The organism is Lactococcus sp. LG1074 (assembly GCF_017309525.1).
In the GTDB taxonomy this organism is placed as follows: domain Bacteria; phylum Bacillota; class Bacilli; order Lactobacillales; family Streptococcaceae; genus Lactococcus; species Lactococcus petauri.
Window position 1 is genome coordinate 363,485 of the sequence record NZ_CP071293.1, and the last position, 18,984, is coordinate 382,468.

16 protein-coding genes and 1 pseudogene are annotated in these 18,984 nt (G+C 39.8%); 16 read left to right on the forward strand and 1 reads right to left on the reverse strand.

Annotated features, from left to right (window positions below; translation table 11 throughout):
- Positions 1-16: 16 nt before the first annotated feature.
- From J0J36_RS01790 to J0J36_RS01830, 9 genes are all read left to right on the forward strand, one after another.
- Entirely contained in the window at positions 17-469 is a 453-nt protein-coding gene (locus J0J36_RS01790) for a CtsR family transcriptional regulator (protein ID WP_019292666.1), read from the forward strand.
- Positions 459-2,909 carry an ATP-dependent Clp protease ATP-binding subunit gene (locus J0J36_RS01795; protein ID WP_029343521.1) on the forward strand — a complete coding sequence of 817 codons (2,451 nt, stop codon included), beginning with the start codon at positions 459-461 and terminating at the stop codon, positions 2,907-2,909. The genes J0J36_RS01790 and J0J36_RS01795 overlap by 11 nt, the downstream gene beginning before the upstream one ends.
- Positions 2,910-3,031: 122 nt before the next feature.
- Positions 3,032-3,589: a ribosome hibernation-promoting factor, HPF/YfiA family gene (hpf, locus tag J0J36_RS01800; protein WP_003134010.1), complete on the forward strand. Its 558-nt coding sequence runs from the start codon at positions 3,032-3,034 to the stop codon at positions 3,587-3,589.
- A 247-nt stretch (positions 3,590-3,836) separates the two neighbouring features.
- Positions 3,837-6,170, forward strand: coding sequence for a formate C-acetyltransferase (gene pflB / locus J0J36_RS01805; protein WP_019292664.1), 2,334 nt, complete (start codon positions 3,837-3,839; stop codon positions 6,168-6,170).
- Positions 6,171-6,408: 238 nt separating this feature from the next.
- A complete protein-coding gene (gene coaE / locus J0J36_RS01810) occupies positions 6,409-7,014 on the forward strand; it encodes a dephospho-CoA kinase (RefSeq protein ID WP_019292663.1) in 606 nt (201 codons plus the stop codon).
- 46 nt (positions 7,015-7,060) lie between these two features.
- Complete coding sequence (locus J0J36_RS01815; RefSeq protein ID WP_061413650.1) at positions 7,061-8,251, forward strand: multidrug efflux MFS transporter; 1,191 nt, start codon at positions 7,061-7,063, stop codon at positions 8,249-8,251.
- Positions 8,248-8,394, forward strand: a complete 147-nt coding sequence (gene rpmG / locus J0J36_RS01820) for a 50S ribosomal protein L33 (protein ID WP_014024306.1) — start codon at positions 8,248-8,250, stop codon at positions 8,392-8,394. The genes J0J36_RS01815 and rpmG overlap by 4 nt, the downstream gene beginning before the upstream one ends.
- A 132-nt stretch (positions 8,395-8,526) precedes the next feature.
- Positions 8,527-9,750 (forward strand): FtsW/RodA/SpoVE family cell cycle protein, encoded by a 1,224-nt coding sequence (locus J0J36_RS01825; RefSeq protein WP_019294148.1) that lies wholly within the window; start codon positions 8,527-8,529, stop codon positions 9,748-9,750.
- A gap of 316 nt (positions 9,751-10,066) precedes the next feature.
- The gene (locus J0J36_RS01830) at positions 10,067-13,486 is read left to right on the forward strand and encodes a pyruvate carboxylase (protein WP_019292660.1); all 3,420 of its coding nucleotides are present in this window, start codon (positions 10,067-10,069) and stop codon (positions 13,484-13,486) included.
- Between the two features lie 45 nt (positions 13,487-13,531).
- Here J0J36_RS01830 and J0J36_RS01835 read toward each other — a convergent pair whose 3' ends face one another.
- Positions 13,532-14,131 carry an ATP-dependent Clp protease proteolytic subunit gene (locus tag J0J36_RS01835; RefSeq protein WP_003134020.1) on the reverse strand — a complete coding sequence of 200 codons (600 nt, stop codon included), beginning with the start codon at positions 14,129-14,131 and terminating at the stop codon, positions 13,532-13,534.
- Positions 14,132-14,310: 179 nt separating this feature from the next.
- Between J0J36_RS01835 and J0J36_RS01840 the strand changes: the two are divergent.
- The 7 genes and pseudogenes from J0J36_RS01840 (at position 14,311) to J0J36_RS01870 (ending at position 18,972) form a co-directional block, all read left to right on the forward strand.
- Positions 14,311-14,718: pseudogene (locus J0J36_RS01840) on the forward strand (VOC family protein).
- Positions 14,719-14,747: 29 nt separating this feature from the next.
- On the forward strand, positions 14,748-15,278 hold the full coding sequence (locus tag J0J36_RS01845; protein ID WP_019292658.1) for a hypothetical protein: 531 nt from the start codon (positions 14,748-14,750) through the stop codon (positions 15,276-15,278).
- Between the two features lie 161 nt (positions 15,279-15,439).
- Positions 15,440-15,838, forward strand: coding sequence for a transcriptional regulator Spx (gene spx / locus J0J36_RS01850; RefSeq protein ID WP_003134024.1), 399 nt, complete (start codon positions 15,440-15,442; stop codon positions 15,836-15,838).
- Positions 15,839-15,973: 135 nt separating this feature from the next.
- On the forward strand, positions 15,974-16,747 hold the full coding sequence (locus J0J36_RS01855) for a TatD family hydrolase (RefSeq protein WP_019294145.1): 774 nt from the start codon (positions 15,974-15,976) through the stop codon (positions 16,745-16,747).
- The gene (gene rnmV / locus J0J36_RS01860) at positions 16,744-17,289 is read left to right on the forward strand and encodes a ribonuclease M5 (RefSeq protein WP_019292656.1); all 546 of its coding nucleotides are present in this window, start codon (positions 16,744-16,746) and stop codon (positions 17,287-17,289) included. Before J0J36_RS01855 ends, rnmV begins: the two co-directional genes overlap by 4 nt.
- The gene (locus J0J36_RS01865; protein WP_019292655.1) at positions 17,286-18,209 is read left to right on the forward strand and encodes an ABC transporter ATP-binding protein; all 924 of its coding nucleotides are present in this window, start codon (positions 17,286-17,288) and stop codon (positions 18,207-18,209) included. The genes rnmV and J0J36_RS01865 overlap by 4 nt, the downstream gene beginning before the upstream one ends.
- Positions 18,202-18,972, forward strand: coding sequence for an ABC transporter permease (locus J0J36_RS01870; RefSeq protein WP_019292654.1), 771 nt, complete (start codon positions 18,202-18,204; stop codon positions 18,970-18,972). Before J0J36_RS01865 ends, J0J36_RS01870 begins: the two co-directional genes overlap by 8 nt.
- The last annotated feature ends 12 nt before the right edge of the window (positions 18,973-18,984 follow it).

Consider the following 18,984-nt stretch of genomic DNA (forward strand, 5'->3'; position numbering starts at 1 on the left):
AAAGATTGGAGGTTCTATGTCTGCCCAAAATACTTCAGATATTATCGAAGCTTATTTGCGAAAACTGCTAGAAGAGGCACGTGAGATTGAGATTAAACGTGCAGATTTAGCCAGTCAATTTGACGTGGTTCCTTCGCAAATTAACTATGTGATTAAAACCCGTTTCACCCCATCTAAAGGCTTTGATGTTGAGTCGAAGCGTGGTGGTGGCGGCTATATCAAAATATTCAAATACCATTATTCGGCAAAGCATGAATTCTTGCTTGATTTAGCACAGAAGTTGCCTGCCAACTTGACCGAAAGTATGGCACAAGATGTCTTGCAACTTTTATTTGATGAAAACATTTTGACTGAACGAGAAGGAAATCTTCTCCTTTTGCTTTTAGCTGATAGTGATATTTCTAACAGTTGTCGAGCACAAATGATGATAAAAATACTACAGAGATTGGATCGTGATGATGAAATTTAATGAAAAGGACTTTACACCACAAGTCGTAAAAGTGCTTGAGAAGTCTGTCGACTATGCGCACAAGTTTAACTACGCGTGGGTTGAAAGCTCGCACCTATTGGCTGCCTTGGCTGAGGTCCCGGCTTCATTGGCATTTACGCTACTTAATTCAGAAAAGATTGATTTGGAAGAAATGTTAATCGACATCGAAGATTTTTCAAGTCAAGTGAAGACAAAAAAATCAGAAATAAAGCTTAGTCCAAGAGTCGAAACGATTATTGAGCAAGCACGAGCACTAGCTCAAAATAATGATAAAAACCGCATCGGAACCGAGCATCTCTTATATATGCTGTTGGCAAATGAAGCCAGCTTTGCAGGACAACTTTTACGTGAGCAAGACATCAATATCGTTAACCTCCGCAAAAAGCTAGAGCAAAAAGCATATCTACGTGTACCAGAGCGCCGTAAAGCGGTGACACCAGCTTCGAAAAGAAACCTGTCGGGGAAAGTGTCCGAAACAACGACGACACCTACTTTAGACACGGTATCAACAGATTTGACAAAAGCAGCCCGTGAAGGCAAGCTTGATCCCATGATTGGAAGAGAGCGTGAAGTTGAACGTCTTATCCACATTTTGAGCCGGCGAACAAAAAATAATCCCGTTCTTGTTGGTGAGCCAGGTGTTGGTAAGTCAGCGATTATTGAAGGCTTTGCGACACGTGTGGCTGCAGGAAATGTTCCTGTAGGTTTACGTGGTAGCCGCATTATGGCTTTAAATATGGCGATGGTCGTAGCGGGGACAAAATTCCGTGGTGAATTTGAAGATCGTTTAACGGCTATTGTTGATGAAGTGACACACGATAAAGATGTTATCGTCTTTATCGATGAACTGCATACAATCATTGGGGCTGGTGGCGGCATGGACTCGGTCAACGATGCCTCAAACATTTTAAAACCAGCATTAGCACGGGGCGAGTTCCAACTCATCGGTGCTACCACTTATCAAGAATATCAAAAATATATTGAAAAAGATGAAGCCCTAGAACGCCGTTTTGCCCGTGTCAATGTCGAAGAACCCTCAGAAGAGGAAACGGTTGCGATTTTACAAGGTTTGAAAGAAAAATTTGAGGCTTACCATATAGTCAAATTTGAAGAAGGGGCTTTGGAGCGTGCTGTCAGCTTGAGTAATCGCTATATGCCCAGTCGTCGTCTCCCAGACAAAGCTATTGATCTTCTTGATGAAGCAGCAGCCAAAGTTAAAATCACGAGTAAAACAAATTATACCAAGTTAGACGAGTTAAAAGCAGAATTAAAAGCGGAAGAACTGAGATTACAAAAAGCAGTTGTTGCTCTTGATATTGTTGAAGCGCAAGGGATTGAAAAAGATATTGAAAAATTAACGCACAAGATTGATAATTTTACAGTATCGGAAAATGATAATCCTTTGGTGGAGGAAAGCGATGTTTATGCTGTCGTTTCTAACCTTACAGGAATCCCACTCCAACAGATGACGAAGACAGAAAGTGAACGTCTGATTAACTTAGAAAAAGAGTTACATAAACGTGTGGTTGGACAGGAAGAAGCGATTTCTGCTGTTTCTCGTGCCATTAGACGTGCACGTTCAGGGATTGCCGATACGAGACGTCCTTTGGGCTCATTTATGTTCCTTGGTCCGACAGGAGTTGGGAAGACAGAGCTTGCTAAGGCTTTAGCGGAAAGTGTTTTTGGCAGTGAAGAAAATATGATTCGTGTAGACATGAGTGAATTTATGGAAAAATTCTCGACATCGCGTCTTATTGGAGCACCTCCTGGATATGTAGGTTACGATGAAGGTGGGCAATTGACAGAGCAAGTCCGTAATAAGCCTTATTCTGTTATTCTCCTTGATGAAGTCGAAAAGGCCCACCCTGATATTTTCAATATCATGTTACAAATTTTGGATGATGGTTTCGTTACAGATACCAAAGGACGTAAAGTTGATTTCAGAAATACGATCATCATTATGACATCTAACTTGGGTGCAACGGCTATTCGTGATGATAAAACGGTTGGTTTTGGGGCTAAATCAATTTCAACGGATTATCCAGCTATGAAAGCAAGAATCATGGAAGAGCTGAAGAAACAGTACCGTCCAGAATTTCTCAATCGTATCGATGAAACTATCGTTTTCCATTCACTGACAGAAAAAGAGATTGAACAAGTCGTGAAAATCATGAGTAAATCTCTTGTATCGCGTTTGAAAGATCAAAATATCAAAGTAAAATTTACACCTGCTGCTTTGAAAGTTATTGCTGATAAAGGATTTGATCCTGAATACGGTGCCCGCCCATTGCGTAAAGCTCTGCAACGTGAGGTTGAAGACACGCTCAGTGAACAATTGCTTGCCGGCGAAATTCATCCAGGGGATACGATTTCGATTGGTTCTTCTAATAAAAAGATTAGAATAAGTGTTATTGATTGACTTGTAAGCGATTATATATTATAATTAAATTAGAAATAAAGAAAGGACGGTTCTTAAAACTTGACTGTCCAGCGCCTGCAAAACAGTGAAGGTTCAATACAAGAGCCGTTAAGGTAGACTCTATGATCAAATATAATATCCGTGGTGAAAATTTTGAGTTAACAGATTCAATCCGCTCATATGTTGAAGATAAGGTTGGAAAACTTGAAAAATACTTTAACGATGGTCATGAAGTAACAGCCTATGTAAATCTTAAAGTTTACTCCGACAAACGTTACAAAGCAGAAGTTACAGTTCCTGCTAAAAATGTAACTTTGCGTGCAGAAGATACAGCAGCTGACATGTATGCAGCTATTGACTTTGTTGAAGAAAAACTAGAACGTCAAATTCGCAAGTATAAAACACGTGTAAACCGTAAATCTAAGATTAATGTTCCTACCGGACAAGCTTTCGGAGACGAGTTTGCACCACTTGATGAAGCTGAAGAAGTAAATGAAGATCAAGTAAAGATTGTTCGTACAAAACATGTTTCCTTGAAACCAATGGATGCTGAAGAAGCAGTCCTTCAAATGGACATGTTAGGACATGATTTCTATATCTTTACAGATGCAGATACAGACAGTACTAATGTCGTTTACCGCCGTGAAGATGGCAACATTGGTTTAATCGAAACCAAATAAGATTTAAGTACAGAAACTGTATCAAGAAAAAAGTCAAGCAAAAAAGCTTGGCTTTTTTTGTTATCTCTGTACTTCTGTGACATTTTGCATCTGTAATCGTTTACCATAAATATAACAGTTTAACTTAAAATTCAAACTGTACTAGTAAAGAAAGTGCAAACATTCCCATATATCCCTTGAAATTAGTAAACTGTATGATATAATAAAAGCGTAATCTGAAACAGAAAGACCAAAGGAGATTTTCTACATGAAAACAGAAACTAAAGAAATCTTTGAGCAAGCCTGGGAAGGTTTCAAAGGATCAGACTGGCAAGATAAAGCAAGCGTTACGCGCTTTGTTCAAGCCAACTACAAACCTTATGATGGAGACGAAAGTTTCCTCGAAGGACCAACAGAACGTACGCTTAAAGTAAAAGATATTATCGAAACAACAAAAGCGCACTATGAAGAAGTAGGATTCCCATTCGATACTGATCGTGTGACTTCTATTCACAAAATTCCTGCTGGTTACATCGATCCTGAAAACAAAGATCTCGAATTAATCTACGGTATGCAAAACAGCGAACTTTTCCGTTTGAACTTCATGCCAAAAGGTGGTCTTCGTGTAGCAGAAAAAATCTTGACAGAACACGGACTCAGCGTTGATCCTGAATTGCACGAAGTGTTGGATACAACAATGACTTCTGTAAATGATGGTATCTTCCGTGCTTATACATCAGCTATCCGTAAAGCACGTCACGCACACACAGTAACTGGTTTGCCAGATGCTTATTCACGTGGACGTATCATCGGTGTTTACGCACGTCTTGCACTTTACGGTGCAGACTACTTGATGAAAGAAAAAGCACGCGAATGGGATGCAATCACTGAAATCACAGAAGAAACTATCCGTCTTAAAGAAGAAATCAATATGCAATACCAAGCACTTGATCAAGTTGCTAAATTTGGTGATCTTTATGGACTTGACGTTCGTCGCCCAGCCCTGAACACTAAAGAAGCTATCCAATGGATCAACATTGCTTACATGGCTGTATGTCGTGTTATCAATGGTGCGGCTACATCACTTGGACGTGTGCCAATCGTTCTTGATATCTTTGCTGAACGTGACCTTGAACGTGGTACTTTCACTGAACAAGAAATTCAAGAATTCGTTGATGATTTCGTATTGAAACTTCGTACAATGAAATTCGCGCGTGCTGCTGCTTATGATGAACTTTACTCTGGTGACCCAACATTCATCACAACATCAATGGCAGGTATGGGTAATGACGGTCGTCACCGTGTTACAAAAATGGACTACCGTTTCCTTAACACATTGGATACAATCGGTAACGCTCCAGAACCAAACTTGACAGTACTTTGGTCTGATAAATTACCGCATGCCTTCAAACGTTATGCAATGTCAATGTCTCATAAACACTCTTCTATTCAATATGAAGGTGTAGAAACAATGGCTAAAGAAGGCTACGGCGAAATGTCTTGTATCTCATGTTGTGTATCACCACTTGACCCAGAAAATGAAAACGAACGTCACAACCTCCAATACTTCGGAGCGCGTGTTAACGTTCTGAAAGCGATGCTTACTGGTTTGAACGGTGGATATGACGATGTTCATAAAGACTACAAAGTGTTCGACATCGAACCTGTAACTGACGAAATTCTTGACTATGATACAGTTATGGAAAACTTTGACAAATCATTGACTTGGTTGACTGATACTTATGTGGATGCAATGAACATCATCCACTATATGACTGATAAATACAACTATGAAGCTGTACAAATGGCCTTCTTGCCAACACGTGTTCGTGCGAACATGGGCTTCGGTATCTGTGGTTTCGCCAATACAGTTGACTCACTTTCAGCAATCAAATATGCGAAAGTTAAAACTATTCGTGATGAAAACGGCTACATCTATGACTACGAAGTTGAAGGCGACTTCCCACGTTACGGTGAAGATGATGACCGTGTAGACGATATCGCTAAACTTTTGATGAAGATGTACTACGAAAAACTCGCTTCACACAAACTTTACAAAAATGCTGAAGCTACAGTTTCACTCTTGACAATCACTTCAAACGTGGCTTACTCTAAACAAACAGGTAACTCACCAGTTCATAAAGGTGTATTCCTCAATGAAGATGGTTCAGTGAACAAATCTAAAGTAGAATTCTTCTCACCGGGTGCTAACCCATCAAACAAAGCGCGCGGTGGATGGCTCCAAAACTTGAACTCTTTGGCGAAACTTGAATTTGCTCATGCAAATGACGGTATCTCATTGACAACTCAAGTTTCTCCACGTGCACTTGGTAAAACACGTGACGAACAAGTAGATAACTTGGTTCAAATCCTTGACGGTTACTTCGGACAAGGTGGACAACACGTTAACCTTAACGTTATGGACCTTAAAGATGTTTACAGCAAAATTATGGCTGGCGAAGACGTTATCGTACGTATCTCTGGTTACTGTGTAAACACTAAATACCTCACACCAGAACAAAAACAAGAATTGACTGAACGTGTGTTCCACGAAGTTCTTTCACAAGATGATGATGAAGTAATGCACACATCAAACATTTAATATCTATTGAAATGTAGAAACAATCTCTCCTTTGGGAAGGTTGTTTTTTGCTTATTTATATAAATTAAGCAAATTCTGTTTTTTTTTTAACGATAATACTTACTTTCTGCAGTGGAAGAGGTAGTGAATGGACAATTACAACAGTCCGAAGCCCTTTCTGGACTGGAAAAATATCGTTTTTGCTTCATGGGGGCGTAATTACTGAATATCGTATCATGAGTTGTGCTATAATAAAGCTATGAAGAAAGTAATCGGTTTGACAGGTGGAATAGCTTCTGGGAAATCAACGGCGGTTGATTTTTTGCGTTCTCAGGGCTATCCGATCATTGATGCGGATCAAGTGGTTCGTGAATTACAAGCCCCAGGTGGCTCCTTATATCAGTCGATTCTACAAGAATTTGGCCCTGCCTACTTTGATGAGAAAGGACTTTTGGTTCGGCGAAAGTTGGGCGACTTAATTTTCTCAAATGATGAAGCGCGAGAAAAACTAGCTTTGCTCCAAAATCATATTATTCGCCAAGAACTCTATAAGAGACGTGAAGCACTTTTGAAGGATGATAAGGTTCAAAAGGCCATAATTATGGATATTCCCTTACTCATCGAACAGGCTTATGATGGTTTTGATGAAATATGGTTAGTCGCTGTTCCAGAAAGCATCCAAATTGAGCGTATCATGAGTCGGGATAATATGACAAAAGAAGAGGCAGAAGCGCGTATCAAAGCTCAAATGCCTTTGTCAGAAAAGAAGAAGTATGCCACACGTATTATTGACAGTTCAGGAACAATTCCTGAAACTTATGAAAAAATCACAGAACTGTTAAAAGCAGTAGAAAAGAGGGATTAAAACGAGTAAATCAACAAAAAACAGAAAAGTTAATTGGAAACAAAATTTGTGGATCACATGGATTGGCTGTTTTATTGTGGGCTCATCTTTTTCACTGGTGATGCCATTTTTGCCCCTTTATATTCAAAGCCTAGGAGTGACAGGTTCTAATGTAGAGCTGTTTTCTGGTATTGCTTTTGCTTCGACAGCTTTGGTCTCAGGCTTAGTTGCTCCTATGTGGGGAAAATTAGCGGACAAATACGGCCGGAAACCCATGATGGTCAGAGCTTCTTTTGCCATGACCTTTACCATGTCTGCGATTGCTTTTTCTCATCATATGGGTGGCTATTGGTGGCTCTTGCTCATGCGCAGTCTTATGGGCTTCTTTTCAGGATTTATTCCCAACTCGACAGCAATGATCGCTTCTCAAGCACCGAAAGAACGTTCAGGTTATGCCCTGGGCGTCTTATCCACTGCAATGATTACGGGAACTTTGATTGGCCCTTCTATCGGTGGTTTATTGGCACAATGGTTTGGGATGGCGAATGTCTTCCTTATCGTTGGGAGTCTGCTAGCTCTTGCAACAATTCTGACTGTCTTTTTTGTTCATGAAAACTTTGAACCTGTAACGAAAGATAATATGTTATCTACAAAGGAAATTGTCAATCGTGTAAGTAACAAGCATATCCTTTTTGGCTTACTTATTACCAGCTTCATTATCCAAGTCACCACACAATCAATAGAACCATTTGTGACCCTTTACATCAAAACATTGACTACAAATACAAATAACTTAATGTTTATCTCAGGTCTTATTGTATCTGCAGTTGGCTTATCTGCAATGATGTCTTCTAGTACATTGGGTAAATTAGGAGACAAATATGGCGCACATCGACTGATTTTAATCGGTTTAGCTTTTAGTTTCGCTATGTATTTACCGATGGCTTTTGTAGAAACCCCTCTTCAATTAGGAATCTTAAGATTTATGCTGGGGTTCGGCACGGGTGCTCTGATGCCTTCCGTCAATTCCCTTTTGGCTAAAATCACCCCTAAGGAAGGTGTGTCACGGATCTTCGCCTATAACCAAATGTTTTCTAACTTTGGTGTTGTTGTAGGTCCGATCGTTGGATCAGCAATTGCAGGTTGGGTTTCCTATCGGATGGCGTTTATTGTGACAAGTCTTTTCGTAGTTGTTAATTTCTTTTGGTCCTTGGCTAATTTCCGGAAATATTTAAGAAAACGGAGCATCGTAGAATGAGAGTGAAAATAACTTTAGCTTGCACAAGTTGTAAGAGTAAAAATTATATTAGCAGTAAGAATAAAAGCAGCAACCCTGATAAAGTCGAAACGATGAAGTTTTGTCCAAAAGAGCGCATGGTTACATTACACCGAGAAGTTTAAGTGCTATGAAGTATTTTTCATTCTAGAAAAACCATTTATTTTTAAAATAATTGCACATCTGTAAAAATGAAACTGAAAAAATGGTATAATAAAAAATGTTAAAAAATAATAGAAATGAAATGATAACATAAAATGAATGATGGATTGAAGAAAGCAAACTTCCTGAACTATTCTATTTTGATTCCCTACCTGATAATGTCAGCTGTAGGTATCGTGATGGTTTTTTCAGCAACAGTCCCATATCAGCTGGCGAAGGGACTTTCACCTTATAAAATGGCAATCAACCAAGGCGCGTTCATGTTGCTGAGTTTTGTTGCTATTGCAGTGATTTATCGGATGAAACTCCGAGCTCTTAAGAGTAAAAAAATGATTGGCTGGGTTTTATTTCTTTTGATCTCAGCCATGATTTATTCGCGTGTCGGTCCAAATACTTCTGCAAATGGCGCACACGGCTGGATTCCCATCCCAGGTGTGGGAACGATTCAACCTGCTGAATATGCAAAATTTTTCGTTGTGTGGTATCTGGCTTCTGTCTTTTCCGAAAAGCAGGATGAAATATATGAAAAAGATATCGCAGCAATTTTCAAAGGGAAAACCATTTGGCAAAAACTATTTGGTGGATGGCGCTCTGCGATTCTCGTAATGTTAGGGATTTTGGTTATCATGCCAGACTTGGGTAATGCTTCTATTATGGCGATGATTACAGGAGTAATGATTGCTTCGAGTGGAATCTCTTGGCGTTGGTTTAGTGGCTATGGCAAGATAATTTTGGGAGCTATGGTTGCCTTTATTGCCTACCTTTATGCCGTAGGTGGCGATGTTATCCCGGGACACTATGTCAATGCACGTTTTAAGGCAATGGTTAATCCTTTCGGAGGCTTGTCAACATATGGTCACCAAATGGCCAACTCCTATTACGCCGTAAGTAATGGCGGATGGTTTGGTCGTGGACTCGGAAACTCTATTGAGAAAAACGGTTTTCTACCTGAAGCGCACACGGACTTTATCTTCTCGATTGTCATTGAGGAGCTGGGTCTAATCGGAGGGATTCTTGTTCTCGGCGTATTGTTCTTTATGATTGTTCGTATCTTAATGGTCGGTATCCGTGCAAAAAGTGCGTTTAATTCGATGATCTGTATCGGTATTGGTTCTACCCTTTTGATTTCAGTATTTATCAATATTGGGGGAGCCTTTGGAATTATTCCGGAAACAGGGGTAACATTCCCATTCCTATCGCAAGGAGGATCATCATTCCTTGTGTTGTCTTTGGGGATTGCTTTCGTACTCAACATTTCGGCAGATGAAAAACGTAGAGAAGTCAGAGAGCTTTCAAGTACATATGCTAGAAATGTTTAATATTAAATGCTAAAGTTAAGAAAAAGCTAATCAAATTAGCTTTTTTTATAAAGTTTGTATGTTGTGAAAATTCATAATTTGGTTGCTGATGCTTTCTAATACTCAATGCCTCTATCTTGCTAAAGCAAGAAGAGCCAAACGCAAACTCTTATGGAGATTTGCTAGAGTCTTACTACTTCCTTCGCAAAAAATGTTTTTACTGCGTCAGGTCGTAATACTCATGCCTCTATCTTGCTAAAGCAAGAAGGAAATTGAATTATAAGGTATCGTCAACCATATTACACAACATATTTAGGAAATAAAGATAGGAGATTGTATGAAAAAACTGCTCGTTGCCAACCGTGGTGAAATTGCCATTCGTGTTTTTCGTGCCTGTAATGAACTGGGTTTGTCCACTGTAGCCATCTATGCAAAAGAAGATGAGTACTCGGTACACCGTTTCAAAGCAGACGAAGCATACTTAGTCGGACAAGGTAAAAAACCGATAGATGCTTACCTTGATGCGGATGATATTATTCGTATTGCTCTAGATGCAGGAGCAGATGCAATTCACCCAGGATATGGTTTACTTTCTGAAAACTTAGAATTTGCGACTAAGGTCCGTGAAGCTGGCTTAGTTTTTGTAGGGCCAGATTTAGAACATTTGGATATTTTTGGCGACAAGATTAAAGCCAAGAAAGCAGCGGATTTAGCGCAAATTCAGGGTATACCAGGAACTGATGGCGCTGTTGACTTAGATGGGGCTCTTGCCTTTGCTGAAACATACGGTTATCCTGTCATGATAAAAGCAGCACTCGGTGGTGGTGGACGTGGAATGCGTGTTGCTCGCAATGACGAAGAGATGCGTGACGGTTATGCGCGTGCCAAGTCTGAAGCACAAACAGCTTTTGGTTCAGCAGAAATTTACGTTGAAAAATATATTGAAAATCCAAAACATATCGAAGTACAGATTTTGGGAGATACACATGGCAATATTGTTCATCTTCATGAGCGAGATTGTTCTGTGCAACGCCGTAATCAAAAAGTCATCGAAATTGCACCAGCTGTAGGCTTAGAACCAGAATTTAGAAATGAAATCTGTCAAGCAGCTGTCCAACTTTGCCAAGCTGTGGGTTATGTTAATGCAGGGACAGTTGAGTTTTTAGTTAAAGATAACCAATTTTACTTTATTGAAGTTAACCCACGGGTCCAAGTAGAACATACGATTACGGAGATGATTACTGGTGTAGATATTGTTACAGCACAAATTCTTATTGCTCAAGGCCAGGATTTGCATCAAGATATCAAAATTCCTGCACAGGATGAAATTCCATGTCTAGGTGCAGCCATCCAGTGCCGTATCACGACTGAAGATCCCGAAAATAATTTCCTTCCAGATACAGGAAAAATTAACACATACCGCTCACCAGGCGGATTTGGTGTACGTCTTGATGTAGGTAATGCTTATGCAGGATATGAAGTGACGCCTTATTTCGATAGTCTTTTAGTCAAGGTTTGTACTCATGCGACAGATTTTGAAGAGGCGGTGCATAAGATGCAGCGTGTCTTGCGTGAATTCCGCATTCGTGGGGTAAAAACGAATATTCCGTTTTTGGAAAACGTTATTGAGGACGAGCAGTTTACCAGTGGTCAAGCAACGACAACCTTTATTGACAATACACCGCAACTCTTCAAGTTTTCTCGCAAACGTAATCGCGGTACAAAAATCTTGAAATATATTTCGAATATTACCGTGAATGGATTCCCAGGGATTGACAAAACAGAGAAGCGTTATTTTGAACCTGCTCGTCAACCTGAAATTGAGCTTCTCCAGAAAACAACAACAAAGAATATCCTTGATCAAGAAGGTGCTGCAGCCGTAGTAGACTTTGTTAAAGGTTCACATGAAGTTTTGCTCACAGATACAACTTTTCGGGATGCACACCAAAGTCTTTTAGCCACACGCTTGCGTCTACAAGATATGAAGGGGATTGCAACCTCTGTAGATCAAGGTCTTTCTGACCTATTCTCTGTAGAGATGTGGGGCGGGGCAACTTTCGATGTCGCCTACCGTTTCTTAAATGAATCACCTTGGTATCGCTTAAGAAAATTGCGTGAACAGATGCCCAATACACTTTTCCAAATGCTGTTCCGCGGCTCAAATGCAGTAGGTTATCAAAATTATCCTGATAATGTTATTCAGGAGTTTATTCAAAAAGCAGCAGCTGAGGGAATCGATGTTTTCCGTATTTTTGACAGTCTTAACTGGCTGCCGCAAATGGAAAAATCTATCCAAACTGTACGTGACACGGGTAAAATTGCTGAAGCAACGATTTGTTATACTGGCGATATCTTAGATAAAACACGTCAAAAATATGACTTGAAGTATTATAAAGACCTAGCTAAAGAATTGGAAGCTAGCGGTGCTCATATTCTTGCAATTAAGGATATGGCTGGTCTTCTGAAGCCACAAGCTGCCTATGTACTGATAACAGCACTGAAAGAAACAGTTGATTTGCCGATTCATTTGCATACACATGATACGGCAGGTAATGGTATTATTACCTATTCAGGTGCGATTAAGGCAGGTGTAGATATCGTCGATGTGGCGACCGCATCACTTGCTGGTGGCACATCGCAGCCTTCTATGCAGTCACTCTATTATGCCTTGGAGCATGGTGGACGTCATGCGGCTTTGAATATTGCTAACGCGGAACAAATTGACCATTATTGGGAAGATACGCGTCGTTATTATGCACCTTTTGAAGCTGGAATTACGAGCCCGCAAACAGAAGTTTACAGACATGAGATGCCAGGGGGACAATATACCAATCTTAAAGCACAATCTGCTGCAGTTGGCTTAGATGCTCGTTTTGATGAAGTCAAAGCTATGTATAGCAAAGTGAACATGATGTTTGGTGACATTATTAAAGTGACTCCAAGTTCGAAAGTTGTGGGTGACATGGCACTCTTTATGGTGCAAAATGATCTCACAGAAGAAGATGTTTATGCAAAAGGCGCAGAATTAAACTTCCCAGAGTCAGTTGTTTCCTTCTTCCAAGGAGATTTAGGTCAACCTGTAGGTGGTTTCCCAGAGAAACTTCAATCGCTGGTTCTCAAAGGTAAACAAGCGTTAACAGATCGTCCCGGTCTTCACGCGCCAGCCGTTGACTTTGCACAAGTGGAAAAGGAACTCTCAGACATATTAGGTTACCCAGCTGAAGAACATGAAGTTTTAAGCTACATTATGTACCCACAAGTCTTCTTGGATTATCAAAAAATGCAAGATGCTTTTGGCTCAGTAACCTTGCTTGATACGGAAACCTTCCTCCATGGTATGCGTATGGGTGAGCAAATCGAGGTGCAGATTGAGAAAGGTAAAACTCTGATTATTCGTCTTGATGAGATTGGTGAGCCAGATGTTTTAGGAAATCGTGTGCTCTTCTTTAACCTTAATGGTCAAAGACGTGAAATTAGTGTAAATGATCAATCGATCAAAACACAAATTGTTGCGAAGCGTAAGGCTGACAGCACCGATCCACAACAAATTGGTGCAACCATGCCGGGATCTGTTTTGGATATCCTAGTGAAAAAAGGAGATCAGGTCAAAAAAGGACAAGCACTGATGGTTACAGAAGCAATGAAGATGGAGACGACCATCGAAGCACCGTTTGATGCTACGATTGAAGAAATTCATGCCGTAGCAGGAGAAGCGATTCAGACGAAAGATCTTCTTATCGAACTACGTGAGCAATAAAAGAAAAACGTTCAACTCTTAGGTTGAACGTTTTTTTGTTTTACTTTACTTTAAGCTGTTGGCTTCCATGATTTCGTCAATGAAACCATAATCCAATGTTTCTTGGGCTGTCATCCAGTTGTCACGTTCTGCATCAGCATGTACTTTTTCCATAGACTGACCAGAGTTTTCGGCCAAAATCTTTTCTAAAGTACGACGTGTTTTGAGCAAGTGTTCTGCTGCGATAGCCATATCGGTTTGTTGTGTACCACCACCAGTACCGCCCATAGGTTGGTGGATCATGTATTCAGCATGCGGCAACATGAAACGTTTGCCTTTTGTACCACTAGAAGCAATGATTGTACCCATAGATGCAGCAATACCCATAACAATTGTTTGAACGTCAGATTTGATGAAGTTCATAGTATCAACAATTGCAAGTCCAGCAGAAACAGAACCACCAGGTGTGTTAATGTAGAGGTAAATATCCTTTGTGCTGTCTTGGGCATCCAAGAAGAGGAGTTGTGCGATGATTGAGTTGGCCATACCATCCTCAACTTGGCCTGTCAACATGATGATACGGTCTTTCAGTAGACGGCTATAAATGTCATATGCGCGTTCACCACGGCTTGATTGCTCGATGACAGTAGGTACTAAATATCCCATAGATAAGTCTCCTTTTTCAATGTTTTATTCTATTATAAATCAAAGGTCAAAAAAGGTCAAAAAATAAGTACGATTAAAAAGGAGGAAATGAAGATATCTTTTCAAAAGTAAAATGTTTCAAAGAAAGGAACACTTTTATCTGTCGGAGTATATTATAATAGAGTCAAGGAGATAAAAAGATGAAAGTTGAACATATCGGAATTTGGGTAAGAGACTTAGGGAAGATGAGGCATTTTTATTAAACCTTTTTTTCTGCAAGGGCGGGTCAGCAATATCACAACTCTAAAACAGGCTTTACTTCATATTTTATGAGTTTTGAAGAAGGGGCACGTGTAGAGCTCATGCATCGTGCAGATATTGAAAAGATAATGCCTGAAGGTCTGGGTTTTGCTCATCTTGCTTTACAGGTGGGAGATGAAGCCGAGGTAGACAAGCGGGCTCAAGAATTTTTAGAACAAGGTTTTGAAGTTTTATCTGGACCACGGAGAACTGGCGATGGCTATTATGAAGCCGTTATTCTCGATCCTGAGGGAAATAAGATCGAAATAACAGCTTGGCTATATAAATTCTGGAGAAATGAGTTTTAAAACATTAGTCATTTTGTTATAATAATAGTATGAATTCAGAACTTATTATTTCTATGATTATTGCTATGATTGCGGGTGCTTGGCTTTTTATTGCGGGCATGTATATCTACAAACGTTTTGACGAAAATCGCTATAAGAAGCGCTTAGCCATTGAGAAACTCTTACGCGAAATTGAAGTCAGAAACACCTTGAATCAAAAAATTATCGAAATCTTGAACCGTCCGATTATTGGAGATGATGAAGAAATCGTTAATCCCCGTAGTGATGTAAAAGTGCCGTTTTACGACTATAATTTTTTGAAAAATTATACTTCAATGTATAATTTGTACATCCCCGCTTATTTCTTAAGTACTTTCTTTAAAAATCTATCCCACCATTTGGCTGTTTTCGAAGATGAACAAGATTTGAAAAATGGCGGCTATATTTTCAAAGAAGCACGTCCTATTTTTGAAAATTTTTCGGTCGAAATTACGGAAGATATTGAGAATAAGAAAAAAGAACTGGAAGAAGCAAAGAACATTTATCCATCTATGTTAAAACGCCAGTATTATAACATTTAAATACTTTTTTTAATCTGTCCAATAGGACAGATTTTTTTAGAATAAAAAGGGAAAGGGTCTTTTTTTTGTCTGTCAATTGTGCTATAATAGCAAATGCTAATACCGCTAGGTATTATAAATAAGATCATGGATTGTTCCATATTAATATAAAGGAGAGAGGGATGCTTACTATTTATACGGCCCCATCTTGTACGAGTTGTAAAAAAGCTAAAACTTGGCTTACTTATCACAATATTCCATTTCAAGAACGTAACCTCATTGGCGACCCACTTTCAGCAGAAGAAATTAGTCGTATTCTTGAAAAGTGTGATGATGGTGTGGAAGGGCTTATTTCTAGCCGTAATCGCTTTGTGAAGACCTTAGGCGTTGATTTTGAAGACTTGTCGCTTTCAGCAGCCATCAAAATCATTTCAGAAAATCCGCAAATCATGCGCCGTCCAATCATTATGGATGAAAAACGTCTACATGTGGGATACAACGAAGAAGAAATCCGTGCTTTTTTACCGCGTACAGTACGTATTTTAGAAAATGGCGGCGCTCGTTTGCGCAATGCCATCTAAAAGCAAATGCAATTATTATAAACACCCCGAGCGGGTGTTTTTTGCTGCATGCTTTTAGTAAAGGAAAATTTTCTTTTTAAAATAGAGCGGTTTTTCTAAGATAAGATTTGCTTTATTTTGGGTTATAATAGAAGAATGGATATTTTTGACACGCACACACACCTCAATTCAGATGAATTTATTGGTAGAGAAAAGGAAATTATTACTCAGGCACATGAGCTAGGGGTTCATCGCATGAATATTGTCGGAGTGGATCGTAAAACAAATGATTGGGCGATAAAGCTTGCTACAGAACATGAAGAATGCTATGCTACGATTGGTTGGCATCCAGATGAATGTGGAAGCTTTGATCAAGCTGCAGAGCAGTATCTGCTGGAAAATTTGCAAAAAAATAAGGTGCTTGCAGTGGGCGAAATTGGCTTAGATTATCATTGGATGGTCGAATCAAAAGAACTGCAAGAACAAAGTTTTCGGCGCCAAATTCAAATTTCAAAAGAAGCAGATGTTCCTTTTGTGGTACACACACGTGATGCTTTAGCTGATACTTATGAAATTATAAAGTCTGAGGGCGTTGGCTCTCGTGGAGGAATCATGCACAGCTTTTCTGGTACCTATGAAGAGGCCCGACAGTTTCTGGAGCTTGGTCTAATGCTTTCTTTCTCAGGTGTTGTGACATTTAAAAAGGCTCTTGATGTCCAAGAAGCAGCTACAAAGCTTCCTTTAGATCGCATACTTGTGGAAACTGATGCCCCTTATCTTTCACCAATGCCTTATCGCGGTAAGGAAAATCAGCCAGGCTACACACGTTATACAGCAGAGAAAATTGCGGAACTTCGTGGACTTAGCTTGGAAGAAGTGGCTGAGCAAACCTATGCAAATGCACTGAAAGTTTTTGGTTTGACCTCATGAAAGAAAAAATCGAAAAAGTTATCGTCGTTGAAGGGCGAGATGACACAAGAAACCTGAAGCGCTTTTATGATCTGGATACCTATGAAACTGGTGGAAGTAGTATAGACGCGACTGATATCGAGCGGTTAAAGGTCCTCCAAGAGAAACGAGGGCTTGTTGTTTTTACTGATCCAGATTTTCAAGGGGAACGCATCCGTAAGATTATTATGCAAGCTATTCCTGAGGCGCAGCATGCCTTTTTGAAACGTGAAGAAGCACGACCTAAAGGTAAAGGTTCTCTCGGAGTAGAACATGCCAAGTATGAAGATTTGCAAAAAGCTTTGGGACACTTGACAGGAGGCGCGAATATCGAGCCGACTGTGGTTCAAGCAGATCTTATTAACTTTGGTCTTGTCCTCCGCTCTGATAGTCGCCAACGTCGGGAATATCTCTGTGAAGAACTCCGCATAGGTTATGCTAATGGCAAGCAAATCCTCAAAAGACTTAACATGTTTGGGATTGAGCTTCAACAAATAGAAGAAATAATGAAGGGCTATAAATGAAAAAAGCACTTGAAATAAAAAACTTAAGAAAAGTATATGATTCCGGTACGGAAGCCTTAAAAGGTATTGATTTAGCAGTTGAAGAAGGAGATTTTTATGCCTTGCTTGGTCCTAATGGGGCAGGGAAATCAACTACTATCGGTATTATTACTTCACTCGTGAATAAAACGTCTGGAACAGTTAAAGTCTTTGACTATGATATTGATAAAAATCTAGTGCAGGCTAAGCAACAACTCGGACTTGTGCCCCAAGAGTTTAACTTTAATCAGTTTGAAACGGTTCAACAAATCTTAGTCAATCAAGCCGGATACTATGGTGTTCCTCGTAAGGAAGCGCTCAAACGCTCAGAAAAGTATCTCACACAGTTGGAACTTTGGGAAAAGCGTAATGACCGTGCAGGACGTCTTTCTGGTGGGATGAAACGTCGTTTGATGATTGCGCGTGCCTTGATGCATGAGCCTAAGCTCTTGATTTTGGATGAGCCAACAGCGGGTGTTGATATTGATGTGCGCCGCTCAATGTGGGAATTTCTCGCACAACTCAATGCTTCAGGTACAACAATTATTCTGACGACACACTATTTGGAAGAAGCAGAAATGCTTTGCCGAAATATTGGAATTATCCAATCTGGACAAGTAATTGAAGATACAAGTATGAAAAACTTACTATCGAAATTACAGTCGGAAACATTTATTCTCGATATTAAAGCGGAAGGGCAAGCACCAGAGCTTATTGGATATGAGATGAAATTGGTGGATTCCCAGACCTTGGAGCTTAAGATTGAACGCAACCAGGGCATCAATGTTGCTTTTGAGCAACTAACTGCACAAGGTGTTCAGGTCCTCTCCATGCGCAATAAATCAAACCGTCTAGAAGAGCTTTTTGTTAAGCTTACTCATGAGGAGGGAAAAAATGTTTAAACTCTACTGGACTGCAGGAAAATCTCTTGCTATCAAGGAAGTCACACGTTTTATGCGTATTTGGGTGCAAACTCTTGTGCCACCAGTGATTACGACCACACTTTATTTTATTATCTTTGGTAAAATGATTGGTTCACGAATCGGTGATATGCATGGTTTTTCTTATATGCAATTTATCGTGCCCGGACTTATCATGATGTCTGTTATTACTAGCTCTTATGCGAACGTTTCTTCGAGTTTCTTTTCGCAAAAATTTCAAAAAAATATTGAAGAATTACTCGTCGCTCCAGTGCCTACACATGTGATTATTTTAGGCTTTGTGGCCGGCGGAAGTCTTCGAGGTATTTTCGTTGGGACGTTAGTGACTATCATTTCGTTGCTTTTTGTTCCTTTAGTTGTGAAGTCTTGGCTCGTAATTATTGTAACTCTGTTGTTGACGGCTTTCCTCTTTTCCTTGGCTGGGCTTCTTAATGGTGTCTTTGCGCGTTCTTTTGATGATGTTTCGATCGTGCCAACATTTGTCTTACAACCTTTGACTTATCTCGGTGGTGTCTTCTATGCTATCTCTATGTTACCCCCAATTTGGCAGGACATTTCGAAAGTCAACCCGATCGTATATATGATTTCAGGTTTCCGTTATGGCTTTTTAGGTGTGCAAGATGTTGCCCTGTGGATTAGCTTGCTTGTGCTACTTGGTTTTGTCATTGCTCTCTATGCCGTTTGCTATTACTTTATTGAACGTGGTCGTGGTTTGAGATCTTGAAAGTAAGATAAA